Source organism: Bordetella bronchialis (assembly GCF_001676705.1).
GTDB classification, from domain to species: domain Bacteria; phylum Pseudomonadota; class Gammaproteobacteria; order Burkholderiales; family Burkholderiaceae_B; genus Bordetella_C; species Bordetella_C bronchialis.
In genome coordinates this window covers 5,048,412-5,067,353 of record NZ_CP016170.1, presented here as the reverse complement: position 1 = coordinate 5,067,353, position 18,942 = coordinate 5,048,412, and the positions used below count along the sequence as shown (strand labels likewise).

At 68.4% G+C, this 18,942-nt stretch carries 16 protein-coding genes; 3 read left to right on the top strand and 13 right to left on the bottom strand.

Going from position 1 to position 18,942, the window contains the following annotated elements:
• Nucleotides 1-9: 9 nt before the first annotated feature.
• Together BAU06_RS22225 and BAU06_RS22220 are read left to right on the top strand one after the other, a co-directional pair.
• Nucleotides 10-1,014, top strand: a complete 1,005-nt coding sequence (locus BAU06_RS22225; RefSeq protein ID WP_066355730.1) for an FAD binding domain-containing protein — start codon at nt 10-12, stop codon at nt 1,012-1,014.
• A 16-nt stretch (nt 1,015-1,030) separates the two neighbouring features.
• Entirely contained in the window at nt 1,031-3,262 is a 2,232-nt protein-coding gene (locus tag BAU06_RS22220; protein WP_066355729.1) for a xanthine dehydrogenase family protein molybdopterin-binding subunit, read from the top strand.
• Between the two features lie 42 nt (nt 3,263-3,304).
• Here BAU06_RS22220 and BAU06_RS22215 read toward each other — a convergent pair whose 3' ends face one another.
• The 12 genes from BAU06_RS22215 to BAU06_RS26775 all read right to left on the bottom strand — a co-directional run bounded on the left by BAU06_RS22215 (nt 3,305) and on the right by BAU06_RS26775 (nt 16,393).
• The gene (locus BAU06_RS22215) at nt 3,305-4,657 is read right to left on the bottom strand and encodes an amidase (protein WP_231933934.1); all 1,353 of its coding nucleotides are present in this window, start codon (nt 4,655-4,657) and stop codon (nt 3,305-3,307) included.
• Nucleotides 4,654-4,869 carry a hypothetical protein gene (locus BAU06_RS22210; protein ID WP_066355725.1) on the bottom strand — a complete coding sequence of 72 codons (216 nt, stop codon included), beginning with the start codon at nt 4,867-4,869 and terminating at the stop codon, nt 4,654-4,656. The genes BAU06_RS22215 and BAU06_RS22210 overlap by 4 nt, the downstream gene beginning before the upstream one ends.
• A gap of 17 nt (nt 4,870-4,886) precedes the next feature.
• Nucleotides 4,887-6,290: an amidase gene (locus tag BAU06_RS22205; protein ID WP_066355723.1), complete on the bottom strand. Its 1,404-nt coding sequence runs from the start codon at nt 6,288-6,290 to the stop codon at nt 4,887-4,889.
• A 29-nt stretch (nt 6,291-6,319) separates the two neighbouring features.
• The gene (locus BAU06_RS22200) at nt 6,320-7,750 is read right to left on the bottom strand and encodes an amidase (RefSeq protein ID WP_066355721.1); all 1,431 of its coding nucleotides are present in this window, start codon (nt 7,748-7,750) and stop codon (nt 6,320-6,322) included.
• A gap of 12 nt (nt 7,751-7,762) precedes the next feature.
• Nucleotides 7,763-8,860: an AbrB family transcriptional regulator gene (locus tag BAU06_RS22195; protein WP_082993785.1), complete on the bottom strand. Its 1,098-nt coding sequence runs from the start codon at nt 8,858-8,860 to the stop codon at nt 7,763-7,765.
• On the bottom strand, nt 8,854-9,903 hold the full coding sequence (locus BAU06_RS22190) for an ABC transporter ATP-binding protein (RefSeq protein ID WP_066355717.1): 1,050 nt from the start codon (nt 9,901-9,903) through the stop codon (nt 8,854-8,856). The genes BAU06_RS22195 and BAU06_RS22190 overlap by 7 nt, the downstream gene beginning before the upstream one ends.
• 14 nt (nt 9,904-9,917) lie before the next feature.
• Nucleotides 9,918-10,979, bottom strand: coding sequence for an ABC transporter ATP-binding protein (locus tag BAU06_RS22185; RefSeq protein WP_231934126.1), 1,062 nt, complete (start codon nt 10,977-10,979; stop codon nt 9,918-9,920).
• Between the two features lie 117 nt (nt 10,980-11,096).
• On the bottom strand, nt 11,097-12,008 hold the full coding sequence (locus BAU06_RS22180) for an ABC transporter permease (RefSeq protein ID WP_082993783.1): 912 nt from the start codon (nt 12,006-12,008) through the stop codon (nt 11,097-11,099).
• A gap of 13 nt (nt 12,009-12,021) precedes the next feature.
• Entirely contained in the window at nt 12,022-12,945 is a 924-nt protein-coding gene (locus BAU06_RS22175; RefSeq protein WP_066355715.1) for an ABC transporter permease, read from the bottom strand.
• Nucleotides 12,946-12,981: 36 nt separating this feature from the next.
• Nucleotides 12,982-14,586 (bottom strand): ABC transporter substrate-binding protein, encoded by a 1,605-nt coding sequence (locus tag BAU06_RS22170; protein ID WP_066355712.1) that lies wholly within the window; start codon nt 14,584-14,586, stop codon nt 12,982-12,984.
• An 80-nt stretch (nt 14,587-14,666) separates the two neighbouring features.
• The gene (locus BAU06_RS22165) at nt 14,667-16,163 is read right to left on the bottom strand and encodes an amidase (RefSeq protein WP_066355710.1); all 1,497 of its coding nucleotides are present in this window, start codon (nt 16,161-16,163) and stop codon (nt 14,667-14,669) included.
• Nucleotides 16,160-16,393: a hypothetical protein gene (locus BAU06_RS26775; protein ID WP_156770310.1), complete on the bottom strand. Its 234-nt coding sequence runs from the start codon at nt 16,391-16,393 to the stop codon at nt 16,160-16,162. The genes BAU06_RS22165 and BAU06_RS26775 overlap by 4 nt, the downstream gene beginning before the upstream one ends.
• 315 nt (nt 16,394-16,708) lie before the next feature.
• Between BAU06_RS26775 and BAU06_RS22160 the strand changes: the two genes are divergently transcribed.
• Entirely contained in the window at nt 16,709-17,443 is a 735-nt protein-coding gene (locus tag BAU06_RS22160; protein WP_066355708.1) for a TetR/AcrR family transcriptional regulator, read from the top strand.
• A gap of 85 nt (nt 17,444-17,528) precedes the next feature.
• Here BAU06_RS22160 and BAU06_RS22155 read toward each other — a convergent pair whose 3' ends face one another.
• Nucleotides 17,529-18,554, bottom strand: a complete 1,026-nt coding sequence (locus BAU06_RS22155; RefSeq protein WP_066355705.1) for an aldo/keto reductase — start codon at nt 18,552-18,554, stop codon at nt 17,529-17,531.
• Nucleotides 18,555-18,942: the final 388 nt, after the last annotated feature.

Sequence of the window (18,942 nt, the reverse complement as noted above, 5' to 3'; positions counted from 1 at the left end):
GAGACAGCCATGGAAATGTTCCAGTTGACGCGCGCGAGCGATGTGCAGGACGCGGTACGCGCGGGCGCGGCCGCGCGTACCGCGCAACAGGGCGCGGACGTGCGCTTCCTGGCGGGCGGCACCACCTTGATCGACCTGATGAAGCTGGACGTCGAGCGTCCCGCCCATGTCATCGATATCAGCAGGCTGGCGCTCGACCGCATCGAACCGCGGCCCGACGGCGGCGTGCGCATAGGCGCGATGGTGCGCAACGCCGATCTGGCCAATGACGCGACGATCAAGCGCGATTACGCGGTGCTGTCGCAGGCCTTGCTGGCCGGCGCTTCGGCGCAACTGCGCAATATGGCCACCACGGGCGGCAATCTGCTGCAGCGCACGCGCTGCGTGTATTTCCGCGATACCGCCGCCGCCTGCAACAAGCGCGAGCCGGGCTCCGGCTGCGCGGCCATCGGCGGCTACAACCGCAACCTGGCCATCCTGGGCACCAGCGAACATTGCATCGCCAGCAATCCGTCGGACATGAACGTCGCCCTCATGGCGCTGGAGGCCACCGTGCATATCCAGGGCGTGCAGGGCGAGCGCGCCGTGCCGATAGGCGAGTTCTATACCTTGCCAGGCGATACGCCGGATCGGGAGACGGTGCTGCAGCCCGGCGACCTGGTCACGCATGTGAGCTTGCCGGCGCCCGCGCCCGGCAGCCGGTCCGTATACCTGAAGCTGCGCGATCGCGCCTCCTACGAGTTCGCGCTGGCGTCGGCGGCGGTGGTCGCCACGGTGGAGCAGGGCGCCATAGCGCAGGTGCGCGTCGCGCTGGGCGGCGTGGGCACGCGCCCGTGGCGCTCGCCCGAAGCGGAAGCCGTGTTGCGCGGGCAGGCGCCGGGCGAGCCGCTGTTTCGCGCCGCCGCGGATGCCGCGCTCAAGGAGGCGCGTCCGCAAAGCCAGAACGCCTTCAAGATCGAGCTGGCGCGCCGCTGCCTGGTCCAGACGCTGAAACAGGCCACGCAGGCCGCCTAAGACAGGAGTTCGACTCATGAATACAGTCGCAGAAGCTTCCCGCGCGCAGGTGGCCGACATCATCGGCCGCGCCACGCCGCGCGTGGACGGACCGCTGAAGGTCAGCGGCCAGGCCATGTACACCTCGGACTTCCACTTTCCGGGCATGCTTTACGCGGTACCCGTATGCAGCACCATCGCCAATGGCCGCATCGAGTCCCTGGATACCTCGGCGGCGCAGGCAATGCCGGGCGTCCGCCTGATCCTGCACCGGCAGAACATCGGCAGGCTTTACCGGGTACAGGGAGCCAAGGTGGACGAGGAACGGCCGCCTTTCCACGACGACGTCATCCGCTATTACGGGCAGTACGTCGCCGCAGTGATCGCGGACACCTTCGAGCAGGCCACGGCCGCCGCGGCGGCCGTCAAGGTGCGCTACGCCGAAGACAAGCCGGCGGTCGATACGCGCTTGTCCGCCGATACCGAGATCAAGGTGGGAAGCGAGCGGGGTCGCGTGCAGACCGCCTACGAGGCCGCGCCGGTGAAGGTCGACCAGACCTACGTGACGCCGGTGGAAACCCACAACCCCATCGAGCTGCATGCCACGGTGGCCGTGTGGGACGGCGAAAGCTACACGCTGTACGAGACCTCGCAGGCCGTGGACAACCACAAGGCCGTCATGGTGCAGTCGCTGGGCACCACGCCGGAGAAGGTGCGGGTGATATCGCATTTCCTGGGATCCGGCTTCGGCGGCAAGCTGTGGCCGTGGCCGCATTGCATGGTAGCCGCCGTGGCGGCGCGCCAGCTGGGCCGGCCCGTCAAACTGGTGGTGACGCGGCAGATGATGTTCCAGAATGTCGGCCATCGCCCCATCACCCAGCAGCGCATACGGCTGGGAGCGACGGCGGACGGTAAGCTGGTGTCGCTGCAGCATGACTACCTGACCCAGACGTCCATCCTGGACGACTACGAGGAAAACTGCGCGGAAGCCACGCCGCATATGTACAGCACGCCCAACCTGCGCACCGCTTCGGCACTGTGCCGGCGCAATATGGGCACGCCCACGGCCATGCGCGGACCGGGCGCCGTGCCCGGCTTGTTCGCGCTGGAGTCGGCCATGGACGAGCTGGCGGTCGCGTTGAACATGGACCCGGTGCAACTGCGCCTGAAGAACGAGCCCGATCATGACGAAAGCAATGGCCTGCCGTTTTCGTCGCGGCACCTGACCGAATGCATCCAGCGCGGCGCCGAAAAGTTCGGCTGGTCGCGCCGCACGCCCGAGGTCGGTTCCATGCGGCGCGATGGGAAGATACTGGGATGGGGCATGGCCTGCTGCTCGTGGCTGGGCGCGCGCCAGCCGACCCATGCCCGGGTGGAGCTGCGTGCCGACGGATCCGCGCATGTGTCCTGCGGCACCCAGGATATCGGCACCGGGACCTACACCATCATGGCGCAGCTGGTCAGCGCGGAGACCGGCATCCCCGTCGACCGCATCGAGGTCGTGCTGGGCGACACGGCGCTGCCGCCCGGCCCGGTCTCCGGCGGATCCACCGTGACCTCATCGGTGATTCCGGCCGTGTTCCAGGCCACGCGGGCTGCCGTCAAGTCGACGCTGCAGACCGCCTGCAAGGCCAACGAGGGCGAGTTCTCCGGCCGCGAACCCGATGACCTGGCCTTCACCCAGGGCCGCGTGCATCTGAAGGACCAGCCGGCCGACAGCGGCACACCCTTCGCGCAGATCATCGCGGCCGCCGACCTGCGCGCCATCGCGGGCGAAGGCAGCGAAACCGCTGGCAACTTCGGCAACGATCCGCTCAAGCGGAAGTACTCCATCAATTCCTATGGCGTCCATTTCGCCGAGGTCGAATGGCAGCCGGAAATCGCGCGCCTGCGCGTCAGCCGCGTGGTGACCGTGATCGACGCCGGCCGCATCCTGAACCCGCGTCCCGCGCGCAACCAGATCGAAGGCGCGGTGGTGATGGGTGTGGGCATGGCCCTGTTCGAGCACACGGTCTACGATGACCGGTCCGGCAAGCCGGCCAACAGCAACCTGGCCGACTATATCGTGGCGTCGAACGCGGATACGCCGGAGATCGATGTGACCTTCCTGGATTATCCGGATCCGGTGCTCAACGAGCTGGGCGCACGTGGCGTGGGAGAGATCGGTCTGGCCGGCACGGCCGCGGCCATCACGAATGCCATCTATCACGCCACCGGCATAAGGGTGCGCGAGCTTCCCGCGATGATCGAGGACCTGATGCAGGCCTGACGGCGCCGGGCGCGCGAGGCATGCCGGCGGCGCCGGCATGCCTTACGCGGCCATCGCCTCGTCCACTTCGATCTCGCCCAGCATGCCGTTCTCGTGGATCACCGGAGCACAGGCCGCCGCGATGGCCAGCAGGCGGGAGTCGGCGAAGCGCGGCCCCACCAGCTGGATGCCCAAGGGCAGGCCGCGCGCGCTCTTGCCGACCGGGATGGCCACGCACGGCACGTGCAGCAAGGTCCACATGGCGTTGAAAGCGGGGTTGCCCGTATCCTGCAAGCCCTGGGGCGCTTCCCCGGGCGATGGCGGCGTCAGGACGACGTCCAGGTCCGCGCCGAACAATCCGTCGAAAAGGCGGCGGCACGCCGCGGCCAGGTCGTAGGCCTGCACGAGTTGCGCGGGCGAGATGCCGCGCGCGTTCTCCACCATTTCACGGAAGTCCTCGTGCAGCAGGTGATGGCTGCCGAGATAAGCCGGCAGGAAGGCGGCACGGCCTTCGCCGCGCATGACGGTCTGCTGGGCGGCGTCCATGCCGTCGAATTCGGCCGGCAGCGTCAGTTCCCGGACGATGGCGCCCGCCGCTTCGAGGCGGCGCGCGGCTTCCATCAGCGCCGCGCGGCCGTAGGCGTCGGCGGCCTGCCATACGGGCGTACGGCACAAGCCGACCCGCAGGCCCTTGACGCTGGCCGGCTCGACGGTACCGGCCCCGGGATGGCCGTCCGACCCGGGAAGCCGGAAGGCGCTGCCCACCAGCTGCAGGTCCTCCACGGAGCGTCCATACCAGCCTATGGTGTCCAGGGTGTGGGAATACATCTTGGCGCCCTCGCGGCTGACGATGCCGTGCGTGGGCTTGATGCCGTAGATGCCGTTGAACGCGGCCGGACGGATGTGCGAGCCGCCGGTCTGCGTGCCGAAGGCGAGCTGCACCTGGCTGTCGCCGACCGCCGCGCCGGAGCCGGACGAAGAGCCGCCGGGCGTGTGCGCCGGATTGTGCGGATTGCGCGTGACGGCGCGGCGCCCGCCCGAAGCGAACTCGACGGTGTCGGTCTTGCCGACGATCAGCGACCCGCTATGGCGCACCACGGCCACGCAGGCGGCGTCCTGCCCGGGCCTGTGGTTCACGTGTATGGGAGAGTTGTGCTGGGTCGGCATGTCGGCCGTGTCGATCACGTCCTTGACCCCGAAGGTCAGGCCGTGCAAGGGGCTGCGCGGCGGGGTTTTGTCCAGCTCGCGCGCGTTGCGGATGATCGTGTCCGCGTCGAACCAGCTCCATGCGCGTACTTCGGGATCGCGCGCAAGGATGCGATCCAGCGTGGAGCGCGCCAGTTCTTCGCAGGACAACTTGCGCGCGGCGATCAGGGCCGAGGCTTGGGTGGCGGTCAGTTCGTACGGTTCCATCATGCTTCCTCGCGGTTGGATGAACCTGCCGGCAGGTTGAAGACCAAGGCGGGTTCGCGGTCCTTGGTCGGCATGCGCGCGATGGCCATGCCGGTTTGCGTCACGGTGGTGGATAGTTCCTGCATGCGGCGCATCAGCGGCTCGGGCAGGCGCAGGCCGTAGCGTTCGCAATGCGCCTGGATGTCGGCGGCGCTCCATAAGGGGGGCGTGGTCATGGTGTGAGTCCTCAAGGTCAGAGCAAGGGGCGGCGCTCGCGCCATGGCGTGGCGCATTCGTAGGCGCGCGCGACGCGGAATACGCGCGCTTCGTCGAACCAGCGACCGACGATCTGGGCGTTGGTGGGCAGTCCATCGGCGTCGTAGCCGGTGCAGACCGTCATGGCGGGATGGCCGGACGCGTTGAACGGTGGGCAGGCGTTCTCGCGGGTGTAGGCCCGCATCGCGGCCTGGTCGTCGAAAGCCGGTGCGACGCGGAAGGCGCAGGGTGCGATCAGGGCGTCCACGGATCGAACCACCGCGTCCGTGGCGTCAGCCAGCTCACGCCGCCGCCGCTGCGCGGCCACGTAGTCGACGGCGCGGGTCATGGCGCCGGACATCAGCTTGTCGCGCAGCGCATAGCCCATGTCGGGAGCCCGCCGCACGAAGTCTTCTTCGTGTATGGACAGGGATTCGGTCCAGTTGATCACGGACGTCACGCTACGGTATTCGTCGATGGGCGCGGGTAGCGCGACGTCGACGATGCGCGCGCCGGCGTCGCGCAGTACCCGGGCCATGTTGTCCAGGGCCGCGGCGTTGGCCGCATCGATGCTGCCCGGCGTGGCGCCGACGTCGCGCATCATGCCTATCGTCATGCCGGCCACGCCTTCGTCCAGGCATTCCCTGTAGTCGGGCACGGCGCGATCCGCGCTGGCCGGATCGCGGGTGTCGCGGCCGGCGATGGCGCCCAGTACGATGGCGCTGTCTTCCACCGTCCAGGTCAAGGGCCCGGGCGTATCCATGGTGTAGCAATTGGGCAGGATGCCGTGGCGGCTGACCCGTCCATAGGTAGGCTTCATGCCTTGCAGCCCGCACGCGGCGGCCGGCAGGCGTACCGATCCCGTCGTGTCCGAGCCCAGGGCGATCATGGCCGTGCCGGCCGCCACCGCGGCGCCCGCGCCGGTGGAGGAACCGCCGGTAAAGCGCGACAGGTCCCAGGGGTTGCGCGCGGGTTCGAAGGGCAGGTCGAAATACACGCCGCCGTTGCCGGTGCCGTATTCCCAGGTGTTGAGTTTCCCCAGCATGATGGCCCCGGCATCGTCCAGCCGGCGTACCGCGGTGGCGTCATGGTCCGGCACGAAGTCCAGCAGCAGGCGCGAAGCGGCGGTGGTTCGCAGCCCGCGCGTGTAGTAGTTGTCCTTGACCGCGTAGGGAATGCCATGCAGCGGTCCGCGGTAGCGGCCCGCCGCGATATCGTGTTCGGCCTGCCGCGCCCGCGCCCGGGCCCGATCCGCCGTCACCAGCAGATAGCTGCGGACCCTGTCGCCGACCGCCGCGATGCGGTCCAGGAATGCATCCACCAGCGCCACGGGCGAGAGCTCGCGGCGCTGGATCAGGCGCGAAGCCTGGCACACGGTCAGGTGGAACAGCGGCGTGGTCATGGGCGGTCGTCTCCGATGAGTGCGGCTTATCAGGCGCTTTCGAGCGCGGGCAGCGCTTGCAGCGAGGGCCGGCGTTCCCGCCATTGCGTGGCGCGCTCATGGGCGCGCGCCACGCGCAATACCGTGGCCTCGTCGAAATAGCGGCCGGCGATCTGCGCATTCGTCGGCAGGCCCGCGGCGTCGAAGCCCGTGCACACCGCCATCGCGGGGTGGCCGGACATATTGAAGGGCGGGCAGGCCGTGTCCGTGGTGTAGGCCTTGACGCGATCGAAATCGTCGATGGGCGGGGCGGTATGGAAGGCACAGGGCAGGATCAGCGCATCCACGCTGCGTATCAGCGCGTCGGTGGCGGCGGCGAGTTCGCGGCGCCGGCGCTGCGCGGCAAGATAGTCGACCGCGCGGGTCATGAATCCGCTCATCATCTTGTCCCGTAGCGCCTGCCCCATTTCCGAGGCGCGGGCCATAAAGTCGCTTTCGTGGATGGACAGCGATTCGGTCCAGTTGATCACGCTGCTGGCCTGCCGGTAGTCCGCCACGCCGGCGGGCAGGACGACCTCCACGATGCGCGCGCCCTGAGCGGCCAGGACGCGAGCAATGTCTTCCAGGCCCGCGCGGTTGGCCTCGTCCAGGCCGTCGCCTTCCCGGCCCAGGTCCCGCACGATGCCTATGGTCATGCCGCGGACCCCGGCCTCCAGCCCGGCGACGAAGTCCGGAACGGCCACCCGCGCGCTGGCGGGGTCGCGCGGGTCGTGGCCGGCCATGGCGCGCAGGAACAGGGCGCTGTCTTCCACCGTCCACGTCAGGGGACCCGGCACGTCCAGCGTGTAGCAATTGGGCAGGATGCCGTGGCGGCTGACGCGGCCATAGGTGGCCTTCATGCCCTGCAGGCCGCAAGCCGCGGCGGGCAGGCGGACCGAGCCCCCGGTGTCCGAACCCAGCGCCGCCATGGCGGTGCCGGCGGCCACCGAGGCGCCCGAGCCCGTCGAGGAGCCACCCGTAAAGTGCGCCAGGTTCCAGGGATTGCGCGCCGGTTCGAATGGCAGGTCGAAATGCACGGCCCCCGTTCCCGTGCCGTACTCCCAGGTATTGAGCTTGCCCAGCAGGATCGCACCGGCATCGCGCAGGCGCTCGATGGCGGCGGCGTCATGGTCGGGCACGTGGTCCAGCAGCAGTCGAGAGGCGGCGCAGGTGCGCACGCCGCGGGTGTAGTAGTTGTCCTTGACGGCGTATGGGATGCCGTGCAGCGGACCGCGCCAGCGGCCCGCCATGATGTCCTGCTCCGCCGCGCGCGCGGCGGCCCGGGCCTGCTCGGCCATCACCAGCAGATAGCTGTGCAGGCGGTCGTCGACCGCGTCGATGCGCGCCAGGAAAGCGTCCACCAATTCGACCGGCGACAGCTTGCGGGCCTGGAGCAGGCGGGCGGCCTCGGCCACGGACAGGAAATGCAATTCGGCGTTCATGCCGTCACTCCTTCAAGTGGACCGCGCGGCGGTCGCGGGAACTTCGATAAGGCCCCCGCGCCGCATGGCGGCGAAGACCCAGGGTGTGGCCGCCAGGACGACGAATACCCGGCAGACGTGGAAACCGACGATCAACGGCACCTCCAGGCCCAGGGCCCGGGCCGTCAGGCACATCTCCGTGACGCCGCCGGGCGAGGTGGCCAGCACCAGCGAGTGCGGATGCGCGCCGGACATGGCGGCCAGTGCCATGGCCACGCCCGCGCACCCGCCCGCCAGGATGGCGACGTTCAGCACGATGGCGGGCAGGGCGCGCCGCACGGCAAGCAGGTCCTTGCGCCGGAACGCCGCGCCCAGTTGCGTGCCGATGAAGACCTGCGCCAGGCTTGCCAGCGGGCCCGGCATCGCGGAGGCGGTCCAGCCCGACAGCGTCGCCGCGATACCGACCGCCAGCGGTACCAGCAGCCAGGCGCTGCGCATGCCGGCGCGCGCCATGAGCAGGGTGGCGATGCCGGACACGATCAGTAGTCCGGCCAGCGCGGGCATGTCCACCGTCCCGGTGCCTGCCAAGGGGAGCACAGGCGACTTGCCGCCATCCGCGCTCCAGGTGAGCACGGCCGGCAGCACGATCACGAGCAATACGACGCGCAGCATTTGCGCCACCGCGATGGGGGTTGCCGCGCCGCCGTAGCGGCGTGCCAGCAGGCACATTTCCGCCGCTCCCCCGGGGACGCTGCAGAAGAATGCCGTCACGCGGTCGATGCCCGCCGTGCGGGTAAGCAGCAAGGATGCGGTGCAGGCGATCAGCAGCGTCGCCAGCACGGCGGCCAGGATCAAGGGGATATGATCCAGCAGCTGCCGTGCGGCTTCCGGGGTGAACGACAGGCCCAGCGCGGTGCCGACCACCGTCATGCCAAGATTGCGCAGTGCGGCGCGCGCCATCACCGGCAGGCCGGCCAGGGATGCCGCCGCGGTGAAGGCAAGCGGGCCCAGCATCCATGGCAGCGGCACCCGCGCTTGCTGGAACAAGCAGCCCGCCAGCGCCGCGCCGGCATAGGTTGCCGTGGCGCGAAACACGGTGGACCGCAACGCGGCATGCAGTCTCGTTACCATCCCGCCGCTTCCAGGCGGGGGTTCTCGGCGCCGATGCGTATGCAGCGGGCCGCATGGCCGCTACCCGGCATGGCGAGCCGTCCGCCCTCCATGCGCAGCGGCTCGCGCAGCACCGGCACCCCGGCGTCGCATTCCGGCTGGTGCATGGGGCAGCGTGGCGCGAAGCAGCATCCGGGCGGCAGGGCAGCCAGGTCCGGCGGCGCGCCGGGTATCGGCAGCAGGTCGCTGTCGCGCATGCCGGCGTGCACGGTGGAGCGCAGCAGTCCCTGGGTGTAGGGATGCCGGGGCTGGTCCATGACGTCGGCGATGGTTCCGGTTTCCACGAAACGGCCGGCATACATGACGGCGACCTTGTCGGCGACCTCGCAGGCCACGCCCAGGTCGTGCGTGACGAATATCGTCGCCATGCCCAGTTCGCGCTGCAGCTCGCGCAAGAGCAGCAGCACCTGGATCTGCACGGTGGCGTCCAGCGCGGTGGTGGGCTCGTCGGCAAGCAGAAGGCGCGGGCGGCAGGACAGGGCCAGGGCGATCATCGCGCGTTGCCGCAAACCGCCCGACAGTTCGTGCGGATAGGCCGCCAGCCGGCGCGCGGCCGACGGTATCTGCACCAGTTCGAGCAGCTCCAGCGCGCGGCGCATCGCATCCCGCTTGCTGACGCCGTCGTGCCGGCGTACGGTTTCGGCGATCTGCTGGCCTACGGTGTAGACCGGGTCCAGGGCCGTCAGCGGTTCCTGGAAAATCATGGAGATCAGCGCGCCCCGTATGTCCGGCAGCCGGCGGCGCGGCAGGGCCAGTATGTCGTGGCCGCCCACCGTGACCTGGCCGCCCAGGCGTGCGCTGTCCGGCAGCAGGCGCATCAGGGCGCGCATGGTCACGCTTTTGCCCGAGCCCGACTCGCCCAGCAGGCAAAGGACCTCGCCTTCCTTCAAGGCGAAAGAGACGCCGTTGACCACCGGCACGTTCATGTCGCGGTTGACGAAACGCACCGTCAGGTCCTGCACGCGGACCAGCGGCGCATCGATGTATCCGGAAGCAGCGATCATGGGCAGGTCTCCAGTCAGGCGCGTAGCCGCGATGCGGCGTCGACCTCGGCGATGCCCGTCGTGCCGTCGGCCGCATCGGGCGCGGCGTACCGCAGGGCCTGCGCCTCGCCCGGGCGCAGCGGGTAATGGCAGGCGGCAAGGTGGCCGGCGTCGTCGTCCGCCGCTGCCAGCGGCGGTGCTTCCTCCGCGCAGCGGGCCTGGGCCCGCGGGCAGCGGGTCCGAAAGCGGCACCCCGACGGCGGGTCGATGGGGTTGGGCGGGTCGCCGGACAAGGGCGGCCGCGCGACCCGGCGGCGCGGGTCCATCGACGGTCGCGAGGCCAGCAGCGCGGCGGTGTAGGGATGCCGCGTGGTCTGGTAGATGCGCGCCACCGGGCCGGACTCCACCACCTGTCCCAGGTACATGACCAGCACGCGGTCGCTGATGTACTGCACCACGCTCAGGTCGTGCGAGATGAACAGATAGGTCAGGCCGAGTTCGCGCTTGAGTTCGCGCAGCAGGTTGAGCACCTGCGCCTCCACCGATTTGTCCAGCGCCGAGACCGATTCGTCCAGGATCAGTACCCGGGGCCCCATGGCCAGGGCGCGCGCGATGTTGACGCGCTGGCGCTGGCCGCCGGAAAGTTCGTGGGGATAGCGGCGCGCGAAGGTCTCCGGCTCCAGGCCCACCATGCGCAGCAGGCTGGCCGCGCGGACTCGCGCCTGGGCTTCCGACATGCCCACCACCTTGGGCCCGAAGGCGATGCTGTCGGCGATGGTCAGGCGGGGATTGAGCGACGCGTAGCTGTCCTGGAACACCATCTGCATATGCGAGCGCAGATCGCGCACACTGATGCCGCGTACTTCGGAGACCTCTTCGCCGTCGAAGATGACGCGTCCGGCATCGGGCTTCAGCAGGTGCATCAGCAGCCGGCCGGTGGTGGACTTGCCGCAGCCCGATTCGCCCACGATGCCCAGGGTTTCCCCCTTGGCGACCTGGAAGCTGACGCCGTCGACCGCGCGCACCACCGTGCGCGGCCCACCCAGGCCGTTACGGCCCACGTCGAAGTGCTTCTTCAAGTCCTGCACGATCAGCATGGGCTGGGCGGGGCCGCCGCGGTCGCGCGGGTCGGGATGCTTGTCCAGCAGCCGCAGGGCGTCGGAAGCTGCCGGCCGCGAGCGGGATTTCAGGCGTGCGAACATGGTGGGCTCCGGTCAGGCCTTGACGTCCATGGCACCGCGCAGGCCATCGCTCATCAGGTTGAAGCACATGGAGGTGACGAAAATCATGATGCCGGGCAAGATGGCGTTCAGCGGGCTGACGTAGATGGCCTGGCGCAGGGTATTCAGCATGAGGCCCCACTCGGCGTTCGGCGGGCTGACGCCCAGGCCCAGGAAACTCAGGCCGGACGCGATGACGATGCCGACGCTGATCAGGCTGGAGGCATACACCAGGATGGGGCCGATGACATTGGATAGCACGTGGCCGCGCACCACGCGCAGCCCCGATGCGCCCGTGGCCCGGGCCGCTTCGACGAAGTCCTGTTCGCGCACCTGGGTCGTGACGCTTTCCGCGATGCGGGCGATGGGCGGGATGAACACCAGCGTCAGCGACACGATGCTGTTGGTCAGCCCGGCGCCCAGGGCGCCGGAGATCGCCACCGCCAGCAGTACCGAGGGGAATGCGTAGAACACGTCGACCAGGCGCATGATCACCATGTTCCAGCGGCCGCCCGCGTAGCCGGCGGCGATGCCCAGCGCGCCGCCGGTCAGCGTGGCCAGCACCACCGGTACGAAGCCCGTGAACAGCGACAGCCTGCCACCGTGGATCAGCCGCGACAGCATGTCGCGTCCCAGTTCGTCGGTACCCAGCAGATGGCCTTGGTAGCCCGGGGGCTTGAGCCGCCGGATCATGCTCATCTTGTAGGGATCGTCCAGGCCGATCCACGGCGCCGCGATGGCCAGCGCCACGATGACCAGCAGGACCAGCGCACAGCCGATCGCCACCGGGTCGCGGGACAGGCGCCGGCCCACGCCGTGCCAATAGCCGCGGGTCGGACGGCGAAATCCCGCGTGCGCGGTAATGGCCTGCGGCAAGGCGGACAGGGAAGCGGTGTTCTGCGTCATTAGGACAGCTCCTTCAGGCGCGCTTGACGCGCGGGTCCACCAGCATCTGCAGCACGTCCACGATCAGGTTGGTAAAGACGAACAACATCGCCAGCACCAGGATGGTTCCCTGCAGAATGGGCAGGTCACGCGTGAAGATGGCCGCGTTCAGCAGGAAGCCGGTGCCCGGCCAGGCGAACACCGTCTCCACCAGGATGGAACCGCCCAGCATCTGGGCGAACTGCAGGCCCATGACGGCCATGACGGCCGGCGCGACGTTCTTGGCAACGTGCGCCAGCACATGCCGGCCGCTCAGGCCTTTGGCGTACAGGGTCTGCACGAACTCCTGCTTGCGGATCTCGCTGACGGAAGCCCGTACCGAGCGCGCGACGATGCCCATGGGAATGACGGAAAGCGTGACCGCGGGCAGGATCAGGTGCGCGATATCGGGCGCGCCCATGCCGGTGGCGGGCAGCAGGCGCAGTTCCACGGAAAACAGCACGATCAGCACCATGCCCAGCCAATAGTGCGGCAGCGAGACGCCGGTAACGGCCAGCGCCGTCACCGTGCGGTCGACGGCGGGGCGCCGCGTGTAGCCGGCCAATCCGCCCAGGATGCAGCCGCCGGCGAAGGCCAGCGCGATGGCCACCGCCGCCAGCAGCATGGAGTTGCGTATCGCCGGCGCGATTTCCCACAGAACGGGCCGCCCGGTCTTGATGGAGGTGCCCAGGTCCCCGGTCAGCACGCGCTCGAGCCAGATGAAGTACTGCGCGGGTAAGGGCTTGTCGAAGCCGTATGCGGCGCGGATCTCCTGGATCACCGCCGGCGAGGCGTTCTCGGGCAGTACCGCGCTGATCGGATCGCCCGGTGCCAGGTGCACCAGGGCGAAGCAGACCAGCGATACGCCTATGGCGATGGGAAGCGTGTACAGCAGGCGGCGAAGCACGTAACGCAGCATCTCGCGGTCCTCCAGGGCGGCAGCGCGCCGCGCGGCTTACTGTTGCAGGTACACGGGGGTCAGGTCCTGGAACCAGCTCTGCGCCTGGACGAAACCCTTCACGTTGGGAGCGAGGGCGCGCGGGTTCAGATCGTGTACGACCCATATCCACATCGCCTGGTCGACGATGCGGGCATGCAGCTGCGCCAGCAGCGCGTCCTGCTTCTTGGGATCGAACTCCACCTTGGCCTTGGCCGCCAGTTCGTCGGCTTGCTTGTCGCTGAAGCCGCCCCAGTTGTAGCCCGCGGGCGGCCGCATCCTGGACCAGGATGTGCCGATCAGCCCGATGTCCGGATCCCAATAGCCGAAGCTGTTGTTGATGCCGTCCACGCCCTTGTTCTCGGGCGCGTCCGAACCCGCGCGGCGTCGCGCGCGCAGGGCTTCCCATTCCATTACTTCCAGTTCGACGTCGAAGCCTACCGCTTTCAGGTTCTCCTGGACGAACTCGTTCATGGGCAGGGGTTGCATCTGGCCGGAGCCGGACGTGGAGATGGCGAACTTGACGTGCAGGGGATGCTGCGGGCTGTAGCCGGCTTCTTTCATGAGGCGGCGCGCTTCGTCCGGGTCATAGCGGATCTTGAAGTCCGGATGGCCGAACCACGGATGTTTGGGATCGACCATGCCTTCGGACGGGATGGCCGTTCCGCCCAGGAATTCGACCAGCCCCTGGCGGTCTATCGCCAGATTGGCCGCCTTGCGGATGCGAATGTCGCGAAACGGCGAGCCCTCGGAATAGCTGAGCTGGTAGGGCCAGTTGTGTGGGTAGATGTTGGTGACGATCTGCATGCCCGCTTCCTTCAGGCGCGGAAGGGTGTCGGGCGGCGGCGCCTCGACCCAGTCGACCTGGCGCGACAGCAGCGCCGCCACGCGGGTATTCGGATCCGGCATGGTCAACAGCACCATGCGGTCGGACTTCGGCACGCGCTGGGGATCCCAGTAGTTCGGGTTGCGTATGAGCTCCGCGCGTTCGCGCGGGACCAGCTTGTCCAGCATCCACGGGCCCGTGCCCGAGGGCCGTTGCGCCACCTTGGTCCAGTCGCCGCCCAGTTCCTTGTAGCGGGCGGGACTGGACATCATGACGTCGGCGATCAGGTAGGGAAAGACGGCGTCGGCGTACTTGGTCGTGATTTCCACGGTCATGGGGTCGACCACGCGGTACGACGCGACGCCCGACACGTACTGGCTGGCCTGGGTGGCCTGCGCCTGGTCGAACTGCGGCGCATCGCGCTTGAGCAGCTTGTCCAGATTCCATACCACCGCATCGGCATCGAAGGCGGATCCGTCATGGAATTTGACGTTGGGCCGGAGCTTGAAGGTCCATTTGGTATGCGTGGCATCGTCGACCGACCAGCTGGTCGCCAGTCCCGGCACGAGCTTGGCGGGCTGGTCGGCCTTGGACAGATCCCAGCGGATCAGCGCGTCGTAAAGCGTGAAGCCGATGAAGCGCATGCCTTCGCCGCCCTGGCTGGGCTGGCCGGTCGTCAAGGGAATGTCCGACAGCGTGGTGGCGACGCGCAGCACCATTTCGGCCCGCGCGGCGGGGGATGTGAAAAGGACGAGCGAGGCGGCGAAAAGCGGGGCCGCGAATTTCTTCAGTACCAAGGCATATCTCCGATGGACGATGCCCGCCGTCCCCAGGGGGACGGTGGCGTGGAACCGGTGCAGCACGAAAGAAAGCGGTCTTATGCGGGCGCGGTCGCCGCCGGACCGGGGCTGGCGGCAGCCGCGCTGCTCGTCGGGGCCGTGGCGCCGGCGTCGCGGATGGCCGCCGACTGTGCGGCAAGCGCCGCGATGTCGGGACGGCGGCCGCGCCAGGCGGTTGCCTTCTCATAGGCATCGCCGACGCGCAGTACCGTGGCTTCGTCGAACAGGCGCCCGGCGATCTGCATCGACCAGGGCATGCCGTCGGAGTCGTAGCCATTGCATACCGAGAGGGCAGGATTGCCGGCGGAGTTGAACGGCGTGGTGTAGTTGGGCTGCGTGAACATCCAATGCGGCGATGTCGGCTCGAGTTTGCCGGCGGGCTCGGCGCAATGCGTCACGATCAGGTCCACCTGGCCGAAGACGGCCTGCGTGGCGGCCGCCAGCTCGGCGCGCATGCGCATGGCCTGCACGTAGTCCTCGGCGCGCAGCAGCGCACCGCCGATGATGCGGTAGCGCAGGCTGGCGCCGAGCAGGTCCGGTTGCGTGCGCAGGGTGCGCTCGTGGATGGAGAACAGCTCGGCCAGCGCAATGATGCGCTTGCAGTCGTTGTAGGCCAGGAGCGGTGGCAAGGAAATCGGCTGGACCGTGGCGCCCAGTTCGCGCAGTACGTCCAGGGCCGCCTCGAGCGCCTGCCGCGAACCGGCGGAGATGGGCGCTTCGCTTTCCATCCAGGCCCACGGCACGCCTATCTTCAGGCCTTTCGCGTGGCCGCACAGGGCAGCGCGATAGTCGGGCACCGGACGGTCGGCGCTGCCGGGGTCCCGCGCGTCATGGCCGGCCACCACGCCCAGCAGGATCGCCAGGTCCTCCGACGTCCATGCCATCGGCCCCGTATGGTCGTGGCTGAACGAGTTCGGCAGTACGCCGCGCCGGCTCACCCGGCCGTAGGTGGGCTTGATGCCGGCGATGCCGCAGGCCGCGGCCGGCATGCGGATGGAGCCGCCCGTGTCGGACCCCATGCTGGCCAGGCACAGTCCCGCGGCGATGGCGGCGCCGGAGCCCGACGACGAGCCGGCGGGATGCCGGCTGGTGTTCCAGGGGTTATGGGCAGGCGGCGCCACCACGTCCCAGGATGGCCCGCCGTGCGCGAATTCCCAGGTGGTGGTTTTCCCCAGCAGCACGCCGCCCGCGGCGTTCAAGGCCTCTTGCGCCGGGCAATCACGGGCCGGCACATAGTCCGCCAGGGCGCGCGATTGGCCCGTGGTGCGGATGCCCGCCGTCTCGTAGATGTCCTTTAGGGAATACGGAATGCCGTGCAGGGCGCCGCGCGTTCCGTCGCGCACGATCTCGGCCTCGGCGGCGCGGGCCTGGGCCACAGCGAGGTCGGGCGTGGGCGTGATGAAGCTGCACAGGGCGTCATCGACGGCCTGCATGCGCTTCAGGCAGGCCTCGGTCAGCTCGACCGGCGACAGCGCCTTGCCGGCGATCAGGCGGCTGGCCTCGGCGATGGTAAGGAAGGTCGGATCGCTGTTCATCGGGCCGGCTCCTCGCCGGCGCGGAAGCTTGCCGGCACGAAGGTATGCGCCGGTTCGTCGGCATAAGGCCGGCTGCGGCGCACGCGATCGAGCATGGGCGCGATATGGCGCCAGGCGTCGGCCAGTTCGGCAAGGTGGGCAGGGGAGAGCGGCAAGCCCGCATGGGCGGCCAGGATCCGTAGATCCTCCGGGCGTGGGGACGCCTCGGATGAAACCGATGTGTCTGACATGGAAAAGCCCCTTGAGCTAATGGATAAGCGCGTGTTGCAACGCACATTCCATTTATTTATCAATACCTTAACGCATGTCCAGCCGATAAAACAGTTGTTTAATTCTAGGAACCGCCCTCAGGAGCGTCAAGGTAAAAATGGCCGGGTAGTGGTAAATCCTAGTGCGGTGCAGCAAAACGCCCGCCGCCGAGCCGGTCGTGCGAAAATCACGGAATCTCGCGCCATATCAGGGGCTTGCAGCGCAAGCGCCCCGCCAGGCGCGGGAGGGGTTGTGAAGCAAATTAAAACAATTGATAGACCAACAGGGAGGACGCCATGACGAGCGCGTACGTGGGCGGCATGTCGCCGGCCAAGCTGGACAGCGCCGAGGACACGGGCGACATGCCGGTTCCGGACCGCATCCTTCGCGTGGCGAAAGAACTGATCGCGCGCACGGGCCCGTTCAATACGACGGTGCGGGACATTTGCGACGCGTCGGGTGTCAACGTGGCGTCGATCCACTACTACTACGGATCCAAGGACGCACTGGTGAAATCCGTGCTGCTGTCCGTGCTCGAGCCGGTCAATATCGAGCGGCGCATCCGGCTGGAAGAAGCGCGCCAACGCTATGGCGACGGGCCTTTGCCTATCCCGGTGATCCTCGAAAGCCTGCTGCGGCCCTTGGTATCGTGCGAGCGCGGCGAGGACGGCGGCCGGCTTTTCGTGCGCATGGAGCATCACCTGCGCGCGGTGCCGGACAGCGACTACACCCTGTTCGTCGCGCGCCACCTGGACGGCTACGCACAGACGTTCATCGACGCGCTGGCGCAGACCCTGCCAAGGTTCACGCGTTCCGAGATCATCTGGCGCTACGAATTCGTGCGCGGGTCGGCCATGCACCTGCTGGCCAATTGCGATCCGCTGTCGCGCAAGTTCCAGGTATTGGCCGGCGCGGGCGGCATGATAGACCTGAACGACGACGAGCTGATATTGCGGGAGCTGCTGGGGATCGCGGTGCTTGGGATAGGCGCGCCGGCGGTGTGGACCGCCGACGCGGGCGCCTCGCGATAAGGCCCGGGCCCGGAGGCCGGGCGCCGGCCGGCAGGCGGCGTGCCCATATGCCTGTCGCGGGCAGCGCCAAGCCTGGGTCGTCCGGTCAAACGGGGAAAGGATTGCGTTCCGCGAACCCGACCTGGTGCCAGTACGGATAGGCGCGATCGACCGCGCTGGCCTGGTCCAGCTTGGCGACCTGTTCGGCGGTCAGGTTCCAGCCCACCGCGCCCAGGTTCTGGCGCAGCTGGTTCTCGTCGCGCGCGCCGATCAGCACGGTGCTGACGGTGGGCCGCTGCAGCAGCCAGTTCAGCGCGATCTGCGGGATGGTCTTGCCCGTTTCGGCCGCCACTTCGTCCAGGGCGTCGACCACGCGGAACAGGTATTCGTCCGGTACGGGAGGACCGTATTCCGCCGTCTTGTGCAGGCGGCTGTTGGCGGGCAGCGGCTGGCCACGGCGGATCTTGCCGGTCAGGCGGCCCCATCCCAGCGGACTCCACACCACCGCGCCCACGCCCTGGTCCACGCCCAGCGGCATGAGCTCCCATTCGTAGTCGCGGCCGATCAGCGAGTAGTAGGTCTGGTTGGCGACGTAGCGCGGATAGCCATAGCGATCGGCGGTCGCCAGCGACTTCATCAGATGCCAGCCGGAAAAGTTGGACACGCCCGTATAGCGGATCTTGCCTGCGCGTACCAGGGTGTCCAGCGTGGACAGGACTTCCTCGACAGGCGTGCGGGCGTCGAAGCCATGCAGCTGGAACAGGTCGATATAGTCGGTGCCCAGGCGCTTGAGCGCATTGTCCACCGCCCGGATCAGATGAAAACGCGACGAGCCGACATTGTTCGGTTCGTCGTCGAAACGAAAGGTGGCCTTGGTGGACAGGATGACCTTGTCGCGGCGGCCCTTGATGGCTTCGCCCAGGATGGACTCGGACGCGCCGCGCGAGTAGATGTCGGCCGTGTCGAACATCGTCACGCCCTCGTCCAGGCAGATGTCGATCAATCGCCGGGCCTCGGCGACGTCGGTCTTGCCCCAGGCCTCGAAGAGTTCGCCCTTGCCACCGAATGTGCCGGTGCCGAAGCTCAATACGGGAACCTTGAATCCCGATGCACCCAGATGTCGATATTCCATGTATGGCCTCTGTAAGTAGGGAGGGAGGAACGCGCGGTGGGCCGGGTGGCCCGCCGCGTCGGTAAACAGCGATTGTGCGCCACGCCAGGACAGCGAAAAACCCCGGTGCCGGCGAAACACTTGTTCGTCCAGGTAAAGAATCCCGGTCATCGCCGCGGCAATCCCGGCGGGTCGTGGTCGCGGCATCGCCGCGCGCGGGTGGCGTCAGTCGGCCAGCGTCGGCGGGGCGCCGGGGCTATTGCTCCGCATGCCGCGGGCGCTTGCGGCCGACGCCGGGCAAGCAGGCCCGTGTACCGGCATTCCGGTCATGATGGCCCCGTATAATGCCTAGCCTCGCGGCCGGGAGCGATCCTTCCGCCGTCGTCTCCATCCGCCGCGATCGGCGCGG